Raw genomic sequence first — 18052 nt, forward strand, 5'->3', positions numbered from 1 at the left:
CGTCACGGGTCTCGAGATGTTCCAGAAGTCCCTCGACTTCGCGCAGGCCGGCGACAACGCAGGCGCGCTCCTCCGCGGCACGAAGCGTGACGAGGTCGAGCGGGGCCAGGTCCTCGCGAAGCCGGGCTCGATCACCCCGCACACGCAGTTCAACGCCGAGGTGTACGTCCTCTCCAAGGACGAGGGCGGCCGCCACACGCCGTTCTTCAACAACTACCGGCCGCAGTTCTACTTCCGGACCACGGACGTGACCGGCTCGATCGGTCTTCCGGACGGCCAGGAGATGGTCATGCCGGGCGACAACACGAACATGAAGATCGAGCTCATCCAGCCCATCGCCATGGAAGAGGGCCTGAGGTTCGCGATCCGCGAGGGTGGCCGCACCGTCGGCGCCGGCCGGGTCACCAAGATCATCAAGTAGTTTCCACAGCACAACCAGCGGCGCTCATCCTTCAGGGATGGGCGCCGTTGGGTGTCTAAGCGCGTTATGCTTCGGTTCGCGTAGCGATACGCTGTCCCGCGTCATCGATCGGCCGACGACTGGAGCAGGCATGCTTGCGCGCTATATCAAAGCTCAGCTCATCGTTCTAATTTGCGGCGGGCTGGTCGGCCCGATCTTTCTCATCACGTACTTTGCGCTCCCTGGAATGTTCGGCTCATTCGGCCCCGACGTGGATTCGATGGCGCAGAAGTCCACCCAGTGGATGCTGTGGGCCGGGGCGCTGATCACCGTCGCCGATGTGCTGGTCGCGTTGTGGCTGGCCGACCGCGGCGCTCGGTCTTCGGCCAAAAGCGCTGCTCTCCATCAGACCGGAGTGCTGGCGACGGCGCAGATCATGGGTCTGGCGGAAACCGGAATGCGCATCAACGAGCGGCCGGTGGTCAGCCTGGACCTGCACATCTCCGGACCCGGGTTCGATTTCAGCGACCGGAAGCGGGTCACCGTCGACATCTCCAAACAGGCGATCGTGACGGCGCGCAAACTCGTGGTGCTGGTGGATCCGAACACGCGCGAATACGAGATCGAGTGGCAGGCAAGCGCATTGATCGCCGGTGTGGTGCCAGCGCAGTTCACCAGCACCGAGGACAACACGACGTACGACCTGAGTGGACAGGCCGGCCCCCTGATGGAGATCCTGCAGATCTACAAAGCCAATAACCTGCCGTTCAGTGGCACCGTCGACATCCGCAACTACCCCGCGGTGCGCCAGCAGATCATGGCGGTGGTCCGGCGTGCCGCTGCTCAGCCCGCGCCCGCCGCAGCCGGTGGCGTGGCCGCGCCGCCACAGCAGTCGGCGGCCCAACGACTGGACGAGCTGGAGAAATTGCACGCCAGTGGTGCGCTCTCGGACGCCGAATACACTGCGGCGCGGCAGAAAATCATCGCCGACATCTAACCCCTCTGCGGGCGATTAGAACACGTTTCAGTTTCGCTGCTAGCCTGATCGACAGTCGTCGAAAGGGGCTATGGTGGCCGGTCCGTCGGGAACCCTGCAGGGGCGGGTGGCCTTCATCACCGGTGCCGCGCGTGGCCAGGGCCGTGCTCATGCGGCCCGGCTGGCACGCGAGGGTGCGGACATCATCGCCCTGGATATCTGCGCGCCGGTGTCCGACAGCATCGGCTACCCGGCGGCCACCCCGGAGGATCTCGCCGACATGGTCCGCGCGGTGGAAGCCGAGGGGCGCAAGGTATTGGCTCGCGAGGTCGACATTCGTGACGATGCCGCGGTGCGCCAACTGGTCGCCGACGGCGTCGAGCAGTTCGGCCGCCTCGACATTCTGGTCGCCAACGCGGGCGTGCTCAGTTGGGGACGGATCTGGGAGCTCTCCGACGAGCAGTGGAACACCGTCATCGACGTCAACCTGACGGGCACGTTCCACACCCTGCGCGCGGCGATCCCCCCGATGATCGACGCCGGCAAAGGCGGCTCCATCGTCGTGGTTAGCTCGTCGGCTGGGCTGAAGGCCACCCCGGGCAACGGCCACTACTCGGCCTCCAAGCACGGCCTCACCGGACTGACCAACTCGTTGGCCATCGAGCTCAGCGAGTTCGGTATCCGGGTCAACTCCATTCATCCCTACTCGGTCGATACGCCGATGATCGAGCCGGAGCTGATGATGCGGGTGTTCGGCGAACATCCGCATTTTGTGCACAGCTTCGGGCCAATGCTGCTGCAGCCCAATGGATTTATGGGGGCCGCCGAGGTGTCCGACGTCGTGGCCTGGCTGGCTGGTGACGGCTCCGGCACGTTGACCGGAGCGCAGATCCCGGTCGACAAGGGCGTGCTGAAGTACTAGCTCGCCATCTCTGTCAAAGCTTCGGTGAATCGATCGACGGCCCAATCGATTTCGGCCTCGGTGATCACCAGCGGGGGAGCGAAACGCAGCGTCGATCCGTGTGTGTCCTTGACCAGGACGCCGCGCTCGGCAAGTCGCAGGCTGAGCTCTTTGCCGGTGCCGAGGGCTGGGTCGATGTCGACGCCGGCCCATAATCCGCGCCCGCGCACCGCAACAACTCCGTGACCGATCAACTGCTCCAGCCGCCAGTGCAGCCGCGCGCCCAGCCGCGTTGCGCTGTCCTGGAATTCACCGCGGGTCAGCATCGACACCACGGTGGTGCCGATGGCGGCCGCAAAGGGGTTGCCCCCGAACGTCGACCCGTGCTCCCCGGGGTGCAGCACCCCCAGAATGTCGCGATCGGCCACCACCGCGGACAGGGGAACCACGCCGCCGCCCAATGCCTTGCCGAGTAGATAGATATCGGGCACCACATCCCAGTGGTCGCAGGCGAAGGTTCGGCCGGTGCGGGCCAGGCCTGACTGAATCTCGTCGGCGATCATGAGAACGTTTCGGGCTGTGCAGATTTGGCGCACCGCCGGCAGGTAGTGGTCCGGCGGCACGACGACGCCGGCCTCACCTTGGATCGGCTCCAGCAGCACAGCGACGGTGTTCTCGTCGATCGCGTCGGCCAGCGCATCGGCGTCACCGAAGGGGACCGAACGGAAACCCGGCGTGAACGGCCCGAAGCCAGACCGCGCCGTCTCATCCGACGAGAAGCTGACGATGCTGATCGTCCGGCCGTGAAAGTTGTTGTCGGCCACGATGATATTCGCCTGGTCGGCCGGAACGCCCTTGACGTCGACACCCCATTTGCGGGCAACCTTGAGCGCGCTCTCGACCGCTTCGGCGCCGCTGTTCATCGGCAACACCATGTGCTTGTTGCACATGTTCGCCAGCGCCGCGCAAAAGCGCCCCAGAGCCTCGGCGTGAAACGCACGGCTGACCAGAGTCACGACGTCGAGTTGGGCGTGGGCGGTCGCGATGATCTCCGGGTTGCGGTGCCCGAAATTCACCGCCGAGTACGCGGCCAGGCAGTCCAGGTAGCGGCGTCCCTCGACATCAGTGATCCACGATCCCTCGGCGCTGGCTGCCACCACCGGTAGCGGTGAATAGTTGTGCGCGGCGTAGCGCTCGTCCATCGCGATCGCTGATGCGGTCAGCGCGCCGCTGCCGGCGATCACAGTGTCCAACACTGTCATGAATACACCTCGAGCGTGCAGCATTTGACCGAGCCGCCGCCCTTGAGCAGCTCGGGCATGTCGACGCCGATCGGTTCGAAACCGGCGTCGGCCAATTGCCTGGCGAACCCGACGGCGGCGGCCGGGTGTACGACGTGGCGACCGTCGGAGACGGCGTTCAGGCCGAACACATAAGCATCGGCACTGTCCACCACGATCGCTTCGGGGAACAGTGTTTCCAGATGCGATCGTGAGACACAGGTGAAGGCCGGGGGATAGTAGGCGATGGTCGTGTCGTCGAGCACGGTCAGCGCGGTATCGAGATGGTAGAAGCGCGGATCGATAAGTTCGAGGCTGATCACCCGGCGGTCGAAGATCCCGGCGATCTCGCCGTGTGCCCGCAAGTCGGTTCGAAAACCGTACCCGGCCAAGATGTCGTCGCCCACCGGCAGCAGATCGCCCTGGCCTTCGTTGACGTGGCGAGTGTGCCGTGGTTGGTAACCATGTGCGCCTAGCCATTCCGCGTATGCAGCTGACTCCTGTTGGCGTTGAGCGTATTTGAAGCGTGCGACAGCAGCCGTGCCGTCGAGTATCAACCCACCGTTGGCGGCGTACACCATGTCGGGCAGCCCGGGCACCGGATCGACTAGATCGACGGTGTGTCCCAATTGCAGATAGATGTCGTAGAGGCGCTGCCACTGCGTGAGCGCAACGCCTCTGTCGACGGGATTGGTGGTGTCCATCCAGGGATTGATCGCATAGTCGACCGCGAAGAACTGCGGCGGCGTCATGATGTAGTGCCGGACCCGCGCGCGGCGTTCGGTGGCCGTAGCGGTGTGATGCCGCGTGTCGATCTCGGATTCCGCGAAGATCGTCATAAATCAACGGTAAGGGACGCTGGCGCGCAATGCATCGATGTTTGTTGCGTTTATAGGCCGGTTTTATTGCGTCAAATGCCATAATGGAAAGGTATGTTGTGGCAGGAGGCGATATGGACCGGTTGGACGTCATCGACGAGCAGATTCTGGCCGAACTCGCCCTGCACGCCCGGGCGACGTTCGCCGAAATCGGTGAGCGGGTCCGGCTGTCGGCCCCTGCGGTCAAACGGCGCGTCGACCGGATGCTCGACAACGGTGTGATCAAGGGCTTCACCACCGTCATCGACCGGACCGCGGTGGGCTGGAACACCGAGGCCTATGTACAGGTTTACTGCCACGGCCGGATCTCGCCAGACGAGCTGCAGCGAGCCTGGATCGACATTCCCGAAGTCGTCAGCGCCGCAACGGTAACCGGAACCGCGGATGCCATGCTGCGGGTGCTGGCACACGATATGCGGCATTTGGAAGACGCCCTGGAGCGGATCCGGACCAGCGCCGATATCGAACGCAGTGAGAGCATCGTCGTGCTGTCGAACCTCATCGATCGGTCACCCGCGCAGGGGTGACCAACCGTCGGCGTGCGCAGTCGTGTATGAACTCCAAATGACCAGTAGCTCAGGCGGCAACGGAATTCTGATCGTCGGCGGGGGACTCGCCGCGACCCGGACCGCTGAGCAACTGCGTCGGGCGAACTTCACCGGTCCGGTCACCATCGTCAGCGACGAGGTCCACTTGCCGTACGACCGCCCCCCGCTGTCCAAGGAGGTCCTGCGCAGCGAGGTCGACGACGTGACGCTCAAGCCGCGCGAGTTCTACGACGAGCAGAACATCACCTTGCGGCTGGGGTCCGCGGCCACCGGGATCGACACCACGGCACAGACCATCACGCTCGACGACGGATCCACGCTCGGCTATGACGAACTCGTCATCGCGACGGGCCTTGTGCCGCGGCGTATTCCGGCTTTCCCCGACTTGGACGGCATCCGGGTGCTGCGTTCGTTCGACGAAAGTCTGGCACTGCGCCGGCACGCGTCGCAAGCACGGCACGCGGTGGTGGTCGGCGCCGGGTTCATCGGCTGTGAGGTCGCCGCCAGTCTGCGCGGATTGGGAGTCGACGTCGTGCTGGTCGAGCCGCAGCCCGCGCCACTGGCGGCCGTCCTTGGCGAGCAGATCGGCGGACTGGTCGCCCGGCTGCATCGCGCTGAAGGGGTCGACGTGCGCACCGGCGTCGGAGTAGCCGAGGTCCGAGGCGGCAGCCACGTCGAGACCGTGAAGCTGACCGACGGCACCGAAGTCAGCGCCGATCTGGTCGTCGTGGGCATCGGGTCGCGCCCGGCGACCGATTGGCTCAACGGCAGCGGTATCGAGGTCGACAACGGCGTGATCTGCGACGCCGCCGGCCGGACCAGCGCGCCCAACGTATGGGCTCTCGGTGATGTCGCGTCCTGGCGGGACCCCAAGGGGCACCAAGTGCGCGTGGAACATTGGAGCAACGTCGCCGAGCAGGCTCGTGCTGTCGTGCCCGCGATGCTTGGCCAGGACGCACCGTCCAATGTGGTCGTCCCGTATTTCTGGAGCGATCAGTACGACGTCAAGATCCAATGCCTGGGTGAGCCCATCGCTACTGACACCGTGCACGTCGTCGAGGACGACGGTCGCAAGTTTCTCGCTTTCTACGAGCGCGACGGCGCGGTGGCTGGGGTCGTCGGCGGCGGTATGCCCGGCAAGGTGATGAAGACGCGCGCGAAAATTGCTGCTGCGGTGCCGATTTCCGAAGTACTCGGGTAACGCGCGGTTTGCGAATTCAATCCGAGAACTGCTCAAGGGCATTGCGCATGGCGGGTAGCGCTTTTCCGGCTTGATGTTCGATGAGCGCGGCCTCTGCGACCATGCCGACCCACAATTGCGCGCTCTCATAGGGATGTGGACGTTTGAGGGCGACGAAGTCCGCCTCGCACAGCTCGGCGCTTGCGTGGTTGCGACGAGCGATTTCGTCGGTGACAGCGGGCTCAGCGCGAGCCTCCAGCAGCAGGGCGCGCACACCGCGGTCGCGTAGGCATCCGTCCAGGTAAGTGTGTGCGACGCAGGTCAGGCGGCGACGCCCGGGCGGCATGCCGTCGATGGCTGCTTGAATTTGGGTGGTCAATCGTTCATGGAATTCTCGGTGCAGCGCAAGGAGATACGAGGCGCGGTCGCCGAAATGGTGAAAGAAGGTGCCTTTCGCCACACCGGCTTCCTGCACGATGAGATTGACGCTCAAGCCGGCCAACCCGGTGCCCTCGGCCAGCCGCAGGCCGGCGTCGATGAGCGCTTCTCGGGTTTTGGCCATTGCCTCCTTGCGCACGCCCTTAGGCGCGGCGGCTGGCATCGAGGTCATGCGGGCACCAGGTGCGTGATTCGCGCGCCACGGCTGGTGTGTTGGGTTCGGTAGTAGGCCATCTTGTCCGAGAACGGCGCGTCAGTTGCGGGGGCGGTCATTGATCACTCCTTGAGTCAGAGACGGACCCAATGTACCGTTGACTGACCGGTCGGTCAATGAAAGGACGAGCAATGGTCACCATGGTTGAGACGAGAGTGGGGAAGGTTGCCTACAGCGACGTGGGAGAGGGGCCCGCGGTAGTGCTGCTTCACGCCACGTTGCATGACCGCCATGATTTCGACCCGATCGCGGGTGCCCTTATTCGCGACCACCGCGTGATCGCACTGGACTGGCCGGGGCACGGTGAGTCGCCGGCGCCAATGTCGAACTATCAACCGACGGCCGCCTCGTTCGCGGATGTTCTCGCCGATGTTGTTGCGGCACTGAGCCTTCAACGGGTGGCATTGATCGGAAACTCCGTTGGTGGTTTTGCGGCCGCACGACTGGCGATCGCCGACCCGCAACTGGTGTCGCGACTGGTCCTGGTCAACAGCGGCGGCTTCATCGCAAGCCCGGTGACCAACCTCTACTGCCGACTGCTGGGCACCCCGGCAGTGATGACACGAGTCCTGCCGCGCTCCATTCGCAGCTACCTGAAGGCATCCAGCGACAACGACAACGCCGTGCAAGAACGCGTGCTGAAACGGGCGAACACACCAGAGGGTGTCATGCTCACGGCATCGCTCTGGCGTAGCTTCGCCGCACCGGAATACGATCTGCGTCCGCACGCAGACCGCATCACCGCGCCGTGCCTGGTGATCTGGGGATCGAAAGACACCGCAATCCCCATGCGGCTAGGCCGATCTACTGCCGCCGCGATACCGGGGGCGCGACTGGAGGTCCTGCCCACCGGCCACATCCCGTTCTCCTCGGACCCTGCCGGATTCTTGGCCGTTGCCGCGCCGTTTCTGGCTGCCGCACGCGACAGTGTCCAGTGATCGGAAATCTTTCGGGTCCCGCTATTCCCAGGTGACCGGCGGACCGTGTGGCGAGCACACGCCCAGGAGCCGGTCATCCCCGCCGGGCCAGGAGCGGGCGCGGACCACGAACTCGAGCGGAGCGTCGGGTGTTCGCCGATGTGGTTCCAGGGTCAAATGGGCGAACGGTGACTCGGCCCGCGCGCGTGCCCCCAATTCATCGATCTCGACCGAGACGGTTTCCTGCTCGGCCACCGACAGGTACTGCCACATGATCGAATGCCACAGCACGGTAAGTGATCCGGCCGAAACCTCAAGGTCCGCAACCGCGTCGGTGGCATTGCGGCGGTGCAGCGCTGCCGGCACGCGCCGGGCCACGTCGATCGCGCCTCGCAGCCGGTCCAGTCGCGCTGGCTGATCGGGCCAGACATAGCTCAGCAGCGTCAACTCGCCATCAGAACTCGTCGGGTCCAGCGGCGCGATGTCATAGCCGTGACGTTCGGCGATCCGCAGGCCCGCGGTGGGAGGCAGTGGGCCCCGCCATGCGTCGTCGACGGTCACCGGTGAATCGGCCGGTCCCCACTCCCCGCTCGGATGGTGGTAACGGTAATGGTCGGCGCGCAGGTTCAGCCCGGCACTGCAGCCGATCTCGAAAAGCCTTACCGGTAACTCGAATCGGTCGACCAGGACCAGCAGCCCTCCGATCAGCGCCGCCGACCGGCCCACCTCGTTGGTCTGCGGCGGCTGATCGAGAGCACCGCGCAGATAATCGGCATGCTCGGCGGCGGCCTGCACGATGTCGGGCCATCCGGCTCCAGCGTCCCAGTGCCCGCCGGCACTGGGATACCAGCGGCGCAGCGCCGGGGCGCGGCCGTCGAGCACCAACCGGTGCAGCCCGCCGAGCACCCTCAGCGGCAAAGCCAAGCGGCCGGAATCGTTGTCGTGTCCGGAAAGGATCGTCGCGAACACACCGTCGGCTTCGACGTCGGCGGCCACCTGCTGCAACACGTCGCCGTACATCGACGACCCCATGGCCGCGCAGACCTGCCCCTGCACCTGAATGGTCTGCAGCAGCCGGGTCATCGGTCCAGTTCCTTCAGCCCGGCACGGACGACCTCGAACGCGTCCCCGATCGCCTCCGGCAGCGAGACCGATTCATCGTCCAGCCAGTGCTCGTAGGCGCTCAGCGCCACGCCGAGCATCATCCACGCGACCGTCTGTGGCTTCAGGTCGGCGGTCTTGTCGCCGGTTCTGCGTGCCACGAAGCCCGCGATCACGCCGCGCCACCCCGCATACATCGTCATCGAATATGCCTGCAGCTCAGCCGTTTGCAGTATCACCCGCATCCGCTGTCGATGCCGGACCGTTTCGGACTCGTCAAACGTGTTGAACGACAGGAGCGCATCGCGCAGTGCCTCGCCGAGCGGCATATCCGGATCGACACGGTCCAGCAGGTCTCGCAGGTGCTGCAGGTGAGCGTCGAAGTCCCCCCAGGGAATTGCATTCTTCGACGCGTAGTAGCGGAACACGCTCCGCCGGGCGATCCCGGCAGCTTGCGCCACGTCGTCGACGCTCACCTCCGAGAATCCGCGGTCGGCGAACAGCCCGAGTGCGACGTCGGAGATGTGCTCACGCGTGGTGGACCGGCGACGGCCGGCCCGGGGCTGCTGCAGCGCCATGATCCCCGCCCTTCCATTCCGGCACTCGATGCCATATTCTGACTGAGATTTTGACCACATCGACCCGAATTGTCGACCCCCGAACGAACGAAAGGCAACGTCATGGAGCCGAACCAGCAGACCGACACCGACACCGAGCTCGTCACCGAGACCCTGGTTGAAGAGGTGTCCATCGACGGCATGTGCGGGGTCTACTGATCGTGAGCGCCCCCGCACAGGAGCGGGCCGAGTTCGATCCCGATCGCGCATGGCGGTTGCACCCACAGGTGGCCGTGCGGCCAGAGCCCTTTGGTGCGCTGTTGTATCACTTCGGAACTCGCAAATTGTCGTTCCTGAAGAACCGCACCATCCTCGCGGTGGTGCAATCGTTGGCCGAACATCCAGACGTCCGCGCCGCCTGCCGGGCCGCCGGCGTCGAGGACTCGCAGCAGCAGCCCTACTTGCATGCCCTCGGTGTGCTGGCCGGGTCTCACATGCTGGTGCAGGCCGAGGCGAAGGAGGCAGCATGACGACGACGGTGCCACGTCTCATCGAGCAGTTCGAACATGGGTTGGACGCACCCATCTGCCTGACCTGGGAGCTGACCTACGCGTGCAATCTGGCCTGCCTCCATTGCCTGTCGTCGTCAGGCAAACGCGATCCGCGTGAGTTGTCCACCCAGGACTGCAAGAACATCATCGACGAGCTGGAACGTATGCAGGTGTTCTATGTCAACATCGGCGGCGGGGAACCGACTGTGCGGCCCGACTTTTGGGAGTTGGTGGACTATGCCACCGCACACCACGTTGGGGTGAAGTTCTCCACCAACGGCGTGCGGATCACTCCCGAGGTAGCGGCCCGGCTGGCGGCCAGCGACTATGTCGACGTCCAGATCTCGCTGGACGGAGCGACGGCCGAGGTCAACGACGCCGTGCGCGGTCCCGGGTCTTTCGCGATGGCCATCCGGGCGCTGGAGAACCTCGCCGCCGCCGGATTCTCCGACGCCAAGATCTCTGTGGTCGTGACTCGCCACAACGTCGATCAGCTCGACGAATTCGCCTCGCTGGCAAGCCGATACGGCGCCACACTGCGGATCACCCGTTTGCGGCCCGCTGGCCGCGGCGCCGATGTCTGGGACGACCTGCACCCGACCGCCGACCAGCAGGTCCAGCTCTACCGGTGGCTGGTAGCCAAGGGCGATCGAGTGCTGACCGGCGACTCCTTCTTCCATCTGTCCGGGCTGGGCGAACCGGGCGCGCTGGCCGGCCTGAACATGTGTGGCGCGGGGCGGGTGGTGTGCTTGATCGACCCGGTTGGCGACGTGTACGCCTGCCCGTTCGCCATCCACGACCGCTTCCTGGCCGGAAACGTGTTGTCCGACGGCGGGTTTGACAAGGTCTGGAAGGATGCCCCGCTGTTCCGGGAGCTCCGCGAGCCGCAGTCGGCGGGCGCCTGTGGCAGCTGCGGGCACTACGACAGCTGCCGAGGTGGCTGCATGGCAGCCAAGTTCTTCACCGGCCTGCCGATGGACGGACCCGACCCGGAGTGCGTCGAAGGCTACGGCGCGCCGGCGCTGGCACAGGAACGCGACAAGCCACGTCCGGCAGGTGACCATTCGCGCGGGCGGCGCAAGAGCGGACCCGTGCCGCTGACGCTGTCCATGCAGCCACCCTCGCCGCCGCAGCGGCTGTGCAACGAAAGCCCGGTCTAGCCGTGGCCCGTGATGTCTGGTTCGAGACGGTCGCCATCGCGCAGCAACGCGCCAAGCGGCGACTGCCCAAGTCGTCCTATGCCGCGCTGGTGGCCGCCAGCGAAAAAGGGCTGACCGTTTCCGACAATGTCGAGGCGTTCGGTGAGCTGGGTTTCGCACCACATGTGGTCGGCGCGGTCGAGAAGCGCGATTTATCGACAACGGTTATGGGGCAAGAGATTTCCCTACCGGTGATCATCTCACCGACCGGTGTGCAGGCGGTCGATCCGGATGGCGAGGTGGCTGTCGCCCGCGCGGCCGCGGCGCGCGGCACGGCGATGGGATTGTCGTCGTTCGCCAGTAAGCCGATCGAGGACGTGATCGCCGCCAACCCGAAGTTGTTCTTCCAGGTCTACTGGTCGGGAGGGCGCGACGTGATCGGCGAGCGGGTCGAGCGAGCCCGGCAGGCCGGCGCCGTCGGTTTGATCGTCACGACCGACTGGTCGTTCTCGCATGGCCGGGACTGGGGCAGCCCCAAGATCCCGGAGCAGATGAATCTGCGCACCATGCTGCGGATGTCACCGGAGGTGATCACTCGTCCCGGTTGGCTCTGGCGATTCGGCAAAACGCTGCGTCCACCGGACCTGCGGGTGCCTAACCTGGCCCGCCGCGGTGAGCTCGGGCCGCCGTTCTTTGCCGCCTACGGGGAGTGGATGGGCACGCCGCCGCCGACCTGGGCGGACATCGCCTGGCTGCGCGAACTGTGGGGTGGCCCGTTCATGCTCAAGGGCGTGATGCGGCTCGACGACGCGAAAAGGGCTGTGGATGCTGGTGTTTCGGCAATCTCAGTGTCCAATCACGGCGGCAATAACCTGGACGGCACCCCGGCGTCGATCCGGGCGCTGCCCGCCGTTGCCGACGCGATCGGCGACCAGGTCGAGGTTTTGCTGGACGGTGGCATCCGACGCGGCAGCGACGTCGTGAAGGCGCTGGCGCTCGGCGCGCGCGCCGTGATGATCGGCCGGGCCTACCTTTGGGGACTGGCGGCCGCCGGGCAGCCCGGCGTGGAGAACGTGCTCGACATTCTTCGCGGCGGTATCGACTCAGCCTTGATGGGCCTGGCGCGCGCCTCGGTGCACGACCTCAATCGGGACGACGTTCTGGTGCCGGATGGTTTCACCCGAACGCTCGGGGCTAGCCCACCCGCGGCAGGACGAGCGTAGCCCCATCGCAGATGCGAGACCAGCGGGTATGTTGATACTCACGTGGCGGACGTGGCGCCTCTGACTGGCCTTAGCGACGGGCAGCAGGAAAAACTTCTTCGAGAGCGCCAACAACCGATGCACTGCAGGTGAATTCGTCTTACCATCACCGAGTGGTCCAGTCCGAACTCGGGGGCTCAACGTCGAGCCAGCTGCAAAGCGTGCCGTTGGGGCTCACGATACCGGTTGGATCCACCGAGCAGCACGGCCCGCATTTGCCGCTGGACACCGACACCCGGATCGCGATCGCCGTCGCCCGCGCGGTGACCACCCGACTCGCCGGCGGCGCCCCCCACTTGGAGTGGATGCTGGCGCCGGCGATCGCCTACGGCGACAGCGGCGAGCACCAGAGCTTCCCCGGAACGATCTCGATCGGAACCGACGCCCTGAGCGCGCTGTTGCTGGAATACGGCAGGTCGGCGGCCTGCTGGGCGCAGCGGCTGCTCTTCGTCAACGGCCACGGCGGCAACATCGCGGCGATGAGCCGAGCGGTGAACGCACTGCGCGCCGAAGGGCGTGACGCCGCGTGGTGTCCGTGCGCGGTTGCCGGCGGCGATGCACATGCGGGACACACAGAAACTTCAGTATTGCTATATATTTCGCCGGCCCATGTTCTGACCGACCGCTGGCGCGCGGGCAACGGCGCGCCGTTGTCCGACCTGTTGCCCTCGATGCGCAGCGGGGGAGTCGCGGCAGTCAGTGAGGTGGGGGTGCTGGGAGACCCAACCACCGCAACCGCTGGCGACGGCGAGCGGATACTGGCTGAGATGGTCGAGGACTGCTTGCGCCGGATCCGCCGCTGGGCGCCCGCAGCCGACGGGATGCTCACATGACTCAGGCGCGATTGCCGGATGGATTTGCCGTGCAAGTCGACCGGCGGGTCAGGGTGCTTGGCCAGGGGGCGGCTTTGCTGGGCGGGACGCCCACCCGCATCTTGCGGCTGGCCCCCGCTGCCCAGGACATGCTCGCCGACGGCCGCCTCAAAGTCAGCGACGCGGTCAGCGCCGAACTGGCCCGGACCCTGCTCGACGCGACGGTGGCCCACCCGCGGCCCGCGGGCGGGCCGTCGCACCGCGACGTGACCGTCGTAATTCCGGTGCGCGACAACACTTGTGGCCTGCGTCGGCTGCTCACGTCGTTGCGCGGCCTGCAGATCGTGGTGGTCGACGACGGGTCGTCAACGCCGATCACGCATGAGGATTTCGCCTCGGCGCATCCCGGCATCGAGATTTTGCGGCACGCGCAGAGCAGGGGTCCGGCCGCGGCCCGCAATACCGGCCTCGCCGCGTGCAAGACGGGGTACGTCGCCTTCTTGGATTCCGACGTCATCCCGCGGCGCGGCTGGCTGGAAGCTCTACTCGGCCACTTCTGCGATCCGACCGTGGCGCTGGTTGCCCCGCGGATCGTCGGCCTGGCGCACACCGACAATCCGGTCGCGCGCTACGAGGCAGTGCGTTCGTCGCTGGATCTGGGTCAACACGAAGCTCCGATCATTCCCTACACCACCGTTTCGTACGTTCCCAGCGCCGCAATCATTTGTCGCACTTCGGATTTGCGTAACGTCGGCGGCTTCGACGAGACCATGCGTTCCGGTGAGGACGTTGACCTGTGTTGGCGACTGGTCGAGGCCGGCGCCCGGCTGCGTTACGAGCCGATTGCCCAAGTGGCGCATGATCATCGGACCGAGTTGCGGGATTGGGTTGTGCGCAAAGCGTTTTACGGTGGTTCGGCCGCCCCGCTGTCGGTTCGGCACCCGGACAAGATCGCGCCGCTGATGATATCGGGCTGGGCGCTGACGGCGTGGATCCTGATGGCTATCGGTTCGAGTTTCGGGTACCTGGCGTCATTGTTTGTGGCAGCGCTGACCGGTCGCCGGATTGCGAAAAGCATGCAAGGCGCCGAGACCCAGATGTGGGACGTTCTGACGGTGGCGTCCCGCAGCCTCTGGTCGGCGGCGTTGCAGCTGGCGTCGGCGATCTGCCGGCACTATTGGCCGGTCGCTTTGCTGGCGGCCATTGCATTCCGGCCGTGCCGCCGAGTCGTGCTCGTCGCTGCCATCCTCGATGGGGTGGTGGATTGGGCCAGTCGCCGGCAATCCGCCGATGAAGACGCCCAGCCGATCGGGCTGGTGACCTACTTGCTGCTCAAGCGGGTCGATGACCTGGCCTACGGTCTCGGGCTGTGGTACGGCGTGGTGCGGGAGCGCAACATCGGTCCGCTCAAGCCGCAGATTCGAGTCTGACTCCTGGCCGCAGCTGCACTCCACAGCGATGTCCTGATCATCGGTGCGGGAAGCGCTGGGTCCGTTGTCGCGAACCGTCTTACGGCTGATGCAAGCTGTTCGGTGGCAGTGCTGGAGGCCGGGATCGGCCTGGCTGATCCGATACTTCGCGCCGAGACGTCGAACGGGCTACGACTGCCGATCGGTGCCGCCAGCCCGTTGGTCCAGCGCTACCAGACGCAACTCACCGATCGCCCGGCCCGCCAAATCGCGATCGTGCGTGGCGCGACGGTCGGCGGCTCAGGAGCCGTCAACGGTGGCTATTTCTGCCGGGGTCTGCGACGCGACTTCGACGGCTACCGGCTGCCCGGCTGGGCGTGGTCTGACGTCGTCGAGCACTTTCGCGCGATCGAGACCGATCTGGATTTCACCGGGCCGGCCCACGGTGACTCGGGCCCCATCGCCGTCCGGCGAACACGTGAAATTATCGGGAGCACAGCGACTTTCGTTGACGCCGCGCAGCGGTACGGGTTCGGTTGGCTACCCGATCTCAACGACGTGGACAGCACCGCCGGTCTGCCGTCAGGCGCGGGGGCCGTGCCGCTCAACATCGTCGACGGGACGCGGATCGGGCCCGGGGCCGCGTATCTGCTGCCCGCCCTGGAACGCGCCAACCTCTCATTGCTGACCCAGACGCGCGCCGTCCGACTCCGCTTCTCCGGCAGCCGCGCGGTCGGCGTGGACGCCATCGGCCCGGGCGGGCCGATCACGGTGACAGCCGATCGCATCGTGTTGTCGGCCGGTGCGATCGAATCCGCCCATCTACTCATGCTTTCCGGCGTCGGCGACGAGGCGATGCTGCGGGCCGCCGGCGTAGACCTCGCGGTCCGGTTGCCGGTCGGTCTGGCGTTCAGCGACCACCCGGAATGGGTGCTGCCAACGACATGGGGGGTCGCACCCGGCCGGCCGGTGCTCGAAGTGGTGCTCAGCACGGACGACGACATGGAAATCCGGCCGTATACCGGTGGCTTTGTGGCGATGGTGGGCGACGGGACGGCAGGACACCCGGACTGGCCGCACCTCGGTGTGGCGCTGATGCGGCCGCGGTCGCGCGGCCGGCTGACCCTGGTCTCGGCGAATCCGCTGGTCCCGCCGAGGATCGAGCATCGCTACGACAGCGAGCCCGGCGACGTCGCGGCATTGCAAGCCGGCTGCGATCTGGCTCGCGAAATAGCCGGCCCGACAACGCAAGTCGGTGAGCCCGGTTGGTCGACGTCGCAGCATCTGTGTGGCACCGCGCCGATGGGCAGTGTCGGAGATCCGTTGGCAGTCGTCGACCATCGGTGTCGCGTGCACGGTATCGACGGGCTGTGGGTGATCGACGGGTCGGTGCTGCCGACGATCACCAGCCGCGGTCCGCACGCCACCATCGCGATGCTGGGGCATCGGGCCGCGGAGTTCGTCCGCTGATGCGCGCGGTGGTATCAGGGCCGGGCAGGCGCTTTGCGTACGCTGTTCTGATCGGATGAGGGAGGTGGTCTGCATTACCGACAAGACCGATCCTCGGCCGGCGCGTTCCCGGGCTCGGTTGCTGGAGGCCGCCACCGCGCTACTTCGCGCCGGTGGGCCGAGCGCAGTGACCGTCGACGCGGTCACGCGTGGCGCCAATGTGGCCCGGGCAACCCTCTACCGTCACTTCCCGAGCGGAAACGACTTGCTGGCATCGGCGTTCCACGGCCTGATCCCGCCGGCGCCAATGCCGTCCGACGACGGCACCCTGCGCGATCGGCTGATCGCGGTGGTGCTGGCATTCGGGCACTCGATCGCTGAGGCCCCGGGCATGGTGATGGCCATGAGCTGGCTGGCGCTCGGGCGCGACCTCGAGCAGCTGCCGGAATCGCGTCAGACCCGCACCGCCGACAGCCCCGCGGTCACCACGCTGCGGGAGCGGATCGCCCAGCAGTATGCCGCGCCGTTCAACGCAATTTTCGACAGCCCCGAGGCCGCCGAACTGGGCGATATCGACCGCTCGCGGGCAATTGCCTTGCTGATGGGTCCGGTGGTTCTGGGTCGGTTGTCCACTCTGCCCAATTTCGACTACCGCGAGTGCACGCGAGCGGCCGTCGATGGATTCCTGCACGTGCAGCGCGCGCAGAATAAGGCGCTCAACGAACCTGGTAGCGAATCGGCAGGTGCTTGAGACCACGACGAATGTCGTCGAGATGAGCTCTGAATTTCCGTTGAGCTCAATGGTTTTCAGCCGCGGCAGCCATTCGGTGAAGACGCTGTTCACCTGCCGGGTTGATCGGGATTACTTGACACGTGTCAGGTTTAAGTCTTCATGATTGCGGATTATCCGATCACCGCTTTCGGCTAATCCGTAGGCTGTCTTTTCGTGCCGATCCGATCATCTCGTCGCCGCGGGGCCTGGGCTGCCCTGCTGGTGACGGCTGCGACGGTGATGGCTTGCGGGCCGGGCGCCACCATCGCGCCGCGAAAGGCCGAACCGGCGTATGCCGGTCCGCTGGATGCCGGCGTCGTGCGCACCGCGATGGGATCCGTGCGCGGTCAAGTCGCTTCGGATTACCGCTTGTTCCAGAGCATTCCGTATGCCGAGCCGCCGGTGGGGCCGCTCCGGTGGCAACTACCGCGTCCGGCGGCGCGATGGCCGGGAATGCTGGACGCCACCAAGGCCGGGCCGCAGTGCATGCAGGACACCGGACCCAATCCGCGGGTGGGCAAGCCGACCAGCGAAAACTGCCTGACGCTCAACATCTGGACTCCGGCCCGCGGACAACACAACGAGAAGCGCCCGGTGATGGTGTGGATTCACGGGGGAGGCTTCGTCAACGGCAGCGGCGACATCTATCACGCGCGCTGGCTGGCAGCCAGGGGCCACATCGTCGTCGTCACGATCAACTACCGGTTGGGAGCGCTCGGTTTCCTGGCTCACCCGTCGCTGGGTGCGCCCGGCACAGTGGGCAACTACGGGCTGGCCGACCAGCAGGCCGCGTTGCGTTGGGTCCGCGACAACATCGGCGCGTTCGCCGGCGATCCGCGCAAGGTGACCATCGCCGGCGAATCCGCGGGCGGCATGTCGGTGTGCGATCACCTGGTGGCGCCGGGGTCGGCCGGGCTGTTCCGCGCTGCGATCATCCAGAGCGCGCCGTGTCAGGCGCAGGCCGACCTGGAGTTCGGGCAGCGCCAGAGCGTGGATTACGCGATCGCGGTAGGTTGCCGCAATCCGGCCACTGTCGCGCGGTGTCTGCGTGGGCTGCCGGCGACCCGACTCGAGCGTCCGCCCTGGTACTACTTCATCGGCGACTCCGACGCGCTCTCCGGTCCGGTCACCGGTACGACTGCGCTGCCGTACAGCCCGATGGCGGGATTCGCCGCCGACCGGGCAGCGCGAGTTCCGGTGCTGATCGGGGTCAACCACGACGAATTCACGCTTTTCGCGGCGTTGCGGGCGGCGAGGCTGGATCGAGG

At 66.1% G+C, this 18052-nt stretch carries 20 protein-coding genes; 15 read left to right on the top strand and 5 right to left on the bottom strand.

Features of this window, described 5'->3' with window-relative positions; translation table 11 throughout:
* The 3 genes from VGH54_RS07525 to VGH54_RS07535 all read left to right on the top strand — a co-directional run.
* The coding region (locus tag VGH54_RS07525) for an EF-Tu/IF-2/RF-3 family GTPase (RefSeq protein WP_331511308.1) at window positions 1-421 on the top strand (421 nt) is incomplete at its 5' end.
* Between the two features lie 130 nt (window positions 422-551).
* Window positions 552-1397 (top strand): SHOCT domain-containing protein, encoded by an 846-nt coding sequence (locus VGH54_RS07530; RefSeq protein ID WP_331511309.1) that lies wholly within the window; start codon window positions 552-554, stop codon window positions 1395-1397.
* Between the two features lie 70 nt (window positions 1398-1467).
* Window positions 1468-2298: a mycofactocin-coupled SDR family oxidoreductase gene (locus VGH54_RS07535; RefSeq protein WP_414688666.1), complete on the top strand. Its 831-nt coding sequence runs from the start codon at window positions 1468-1470 to the stop codon at window positions 2296-2298.
* Here VGH54_RS07535 and rocD read toward each other — a convergent pair.
* Together rocD and ddaH are read right to left on the bottom strand one after the other, a co-directional pair.
* Window positions 2295-3539 (bottom strand): ornithine--oxo-acid transaminase, encoded by a 1245-nt coding sequence (gene rocD / locus VGH54_RS07540; protein WP_331511312.1) that lies wholly within the window; start codon window positions 3537-3539, stop codon window positions 2295-2297. The genes VGH54_RS07535 and rocD overlap by 4 nt on opposite strands.
* The gene (gene ddaH, locus VGH54_RS07545; RefSeq protein ID WP_331511313.1) at window positions 3536-4396 is read right to left on the bottom strand and encodes a dimethylargininase; all 861 of its coding nucleotides are present in this window, start codon (window positions 4394-4396) and stop codon (window positions 3536-3538) included. The genes rocD and ddaH overlap by 4 nt, the downstream gene beginning before the upstream one ends.
* Window positions 4397-4509: 113 nt before the next feature.
* On the opposite strand from ddaH, the gene VGH54_RS07550 reads away from it, so the two are divergent.
* Both VGH54_RS07550 and VGH54_RS07555 read left to right on the top strand, forming a co-directional pair.
* Window positions 4510-4962, top strand: coding sequence for an Lrp/AsnC family transcriptional regulator (locus tag VGH54_RS07550; RefSeq protein WP_331511314.1), 453 nt, complete (start codon window positions 4510-4512; stop codon window positions 4960-4962).
* A gap of 37 nt (window positions 4963-4999) precedes the next feature.
* Window positions 5000-6184, top strand: a complete 1185-nt coding sequence (locus tag VGH54_RS07555; protein WP_331511315.1) for an NAD(P)/FAD-dependent oxidoreductase — start codon at window positions 5000-5002, stop codon at window positions 6182-6184.
* 16 nt (window positions 6185-6200) lie between these two features.
* On the opposite strand, the gene VGH54_RS07560 is transcribed toward VGH54_RS07555, so the two are convergent.
* Entirely contained in the window at window positions 6201-6773 is a 573-nt protein-coding gene (locus tag VGH54_RS07560; protein ID WP_331511316.1) for a TetR/AcrR family transcriptional regulator, read from the bottom strand.
* A 173-nt stretch (window positions 6774-6946) separates the two neighbouring features.
* On the opposite strand from VGH54_RS07560, the gene VGH54_RS07565 reads away from it, so the two are divergent.
* A complete protein-coding gene (locus VGH54_RS07565) occupies window positions 6947-7753 on the top strand; it encodes an alpha/beta hydrolase (RefSeq protein ID WP_331511317.1) in 807 nt (268 codons plus the stop codon).
* A 21-nt stretch (window positions 7754-7774) separates the two neighbouring features.
* Here the strand turns inward: VGH54_RS07565 and VGH54_RS07570 are convergent, their stop codons facing one another.
* Together VGH54_RS07570 and mftR are read right to left on the bottom strand one after the other, a co-directional pair.
* Window positions 7775-8815: a DUF2332 domain-containing protein gene (locus VGH54_RS07570; protein WP_331511318.1), complete on the bottom strand. Its 1041-nt coding sequence runs from the start codon at window positions 8813-8815 to the stop codon at window positions 7775-7777.
* On the bottom strand, window positions 8812-9405 hold the full coding sequence (gene mftR / locus VGH54_RS07575) for a mycofactocin system transcriptional regulator (RefSeq protein ID WP_331511325.1): 594 nt from the start codon (window positions 9403-9405) through the stop codon (window positions 8812-8814). Before mftR ends, VGH54_RS07570 begins: the two co-directional genes overlap by 4 nt.
* Before the next feature lie 108 nt (window positions 9406-9513).
* On the opposite strand from mftR, the gene mftA reads away from it, so the two are divergent.
* From mftA to VGH54_RS07625, 9 genes are all read left to right on the top strand, one after another.
* Window positions 9514-9609, top strand: a complete 96-nt coding sequence (gene mftA / locus VGH54_RS07580; protein ID WP_325689399.1) for a mycofactocin precursor MftA — start codon at window positions 9514-9516, stop codon at window positions 9607-9609.
* The gene (mftB, locus tag VGH54_RS07585; protein ID WP_331511319.1) at window positions 9594-9920 is read left to right on the top strand and encodes a mycofactocin biosynthesis chaperone MftB; all 327 of its coding nucleotides are present in this window, start codon (window positions 9594-9596) and stop codon (window positions 9918-9920) included. The genes mftA and mftB overlap by 16 nt, the downstream gene beginning before the upstream one ends.
* Window positions 9917-11101 (top strand): mycofactocin radical SAM maturase, encoded by a 1185-nt coding sequence (mftC, locus tag VGH54_RS07590; protein WP_331511320.1) that lies wholly within the window; start codon window positions 9917-9919, stop codon window positions 11099-11101. The genes mftB and mftC overlap by 4 nt, the downstream gene beginning before the upstream one ends.
* Before the next feature lie 2 nt (window positions 11102-11103).
* The gene (mftD, locus tag VGH54_RS07595; protein ID WP_331511321.1) at window positions 11104-12303 is read left to right on the top strand and encodes a pre-mycofactocin synthase MftD; all 1200 of its coding nucleotides are present in this window, start codon (window positions 11104-11106) and stop codon (window positions 12301-12303) included.
* A gap of 128 nt (window positions 12304-12431) precedes the next feature.
* On the top strand, window positions 12432-13175 hold the full coding sequence (mftE, locus tag VGH54_RS07600) for a mycofactocin biosynthesis peptidyl-dipeptidase MftE (RefSeq protein WP_331511322.1): 744 nt from the start codon (window positions 12432-12434) through the stop codon (window positions 13173-13175).
* Window positions 13172-14584 carry a mycofactocin biosynthesis glycosyltransferase MftF gene (gene mftF, locus VGH54_RS07605; RefSeq protein WP_331511323.1) on the top strand — a complete coding sequence of 471 codons (1413 nt, stop codon included), beginning with the start codon at window positions 13172-13174 and terminating at the stop codon, window positions 14582-14584. The genes mftE and mftF overlap by 4 nt, the downstream gene beginning before the upstream one ends.
* Window positions 14585-14587: 3 nt before the next feature.
* Window positions 14588-16033 carry a mycofactocin system GMC family oxidoreductase MftG gene (mftG, locus tag VGH54_RS07610; protein ID WP_331511326.1) on the top strand — a complete coding sequence of 482 codons (1446 nt, stop codon included), beginning with the start codon at window positions 14588-14590 and terminating at the stop codon, window positions 16031-16033.
* Between the two features lie 64 nt (window positions 16034-16097).
* On the top strand, window positions 16098-16763 hold the full coding sequence (locus tag VGH54_RS07615) for a TetR/AcrR family transcriptional regulator (RefSeq protein ID WP_414688667.1): 666 nt from the start codon (window positions 16098-16100) through the stop codon (window positions 16761-16763).
* 261 nt (window positions 16764-17024) lie between these two features.
* Window positions 17025-18052 (top strand): carboxylesterase/lipase family protein (locus tag VGH54_RS07625; RefSeq protein WP_331511327.1); only part of this gene is annotated, 1028 nt, incomplete at its 3' end.

This window comes from Mycobacterium sp. (assembly GCF_036488105.1).
In the GTDB taxonomy this organism is placed as follows: Bacteria; Actinomycetota; Actinomycetes; order Mycobacteriales; family Mycobacteriaceae; genus Mycobacterium.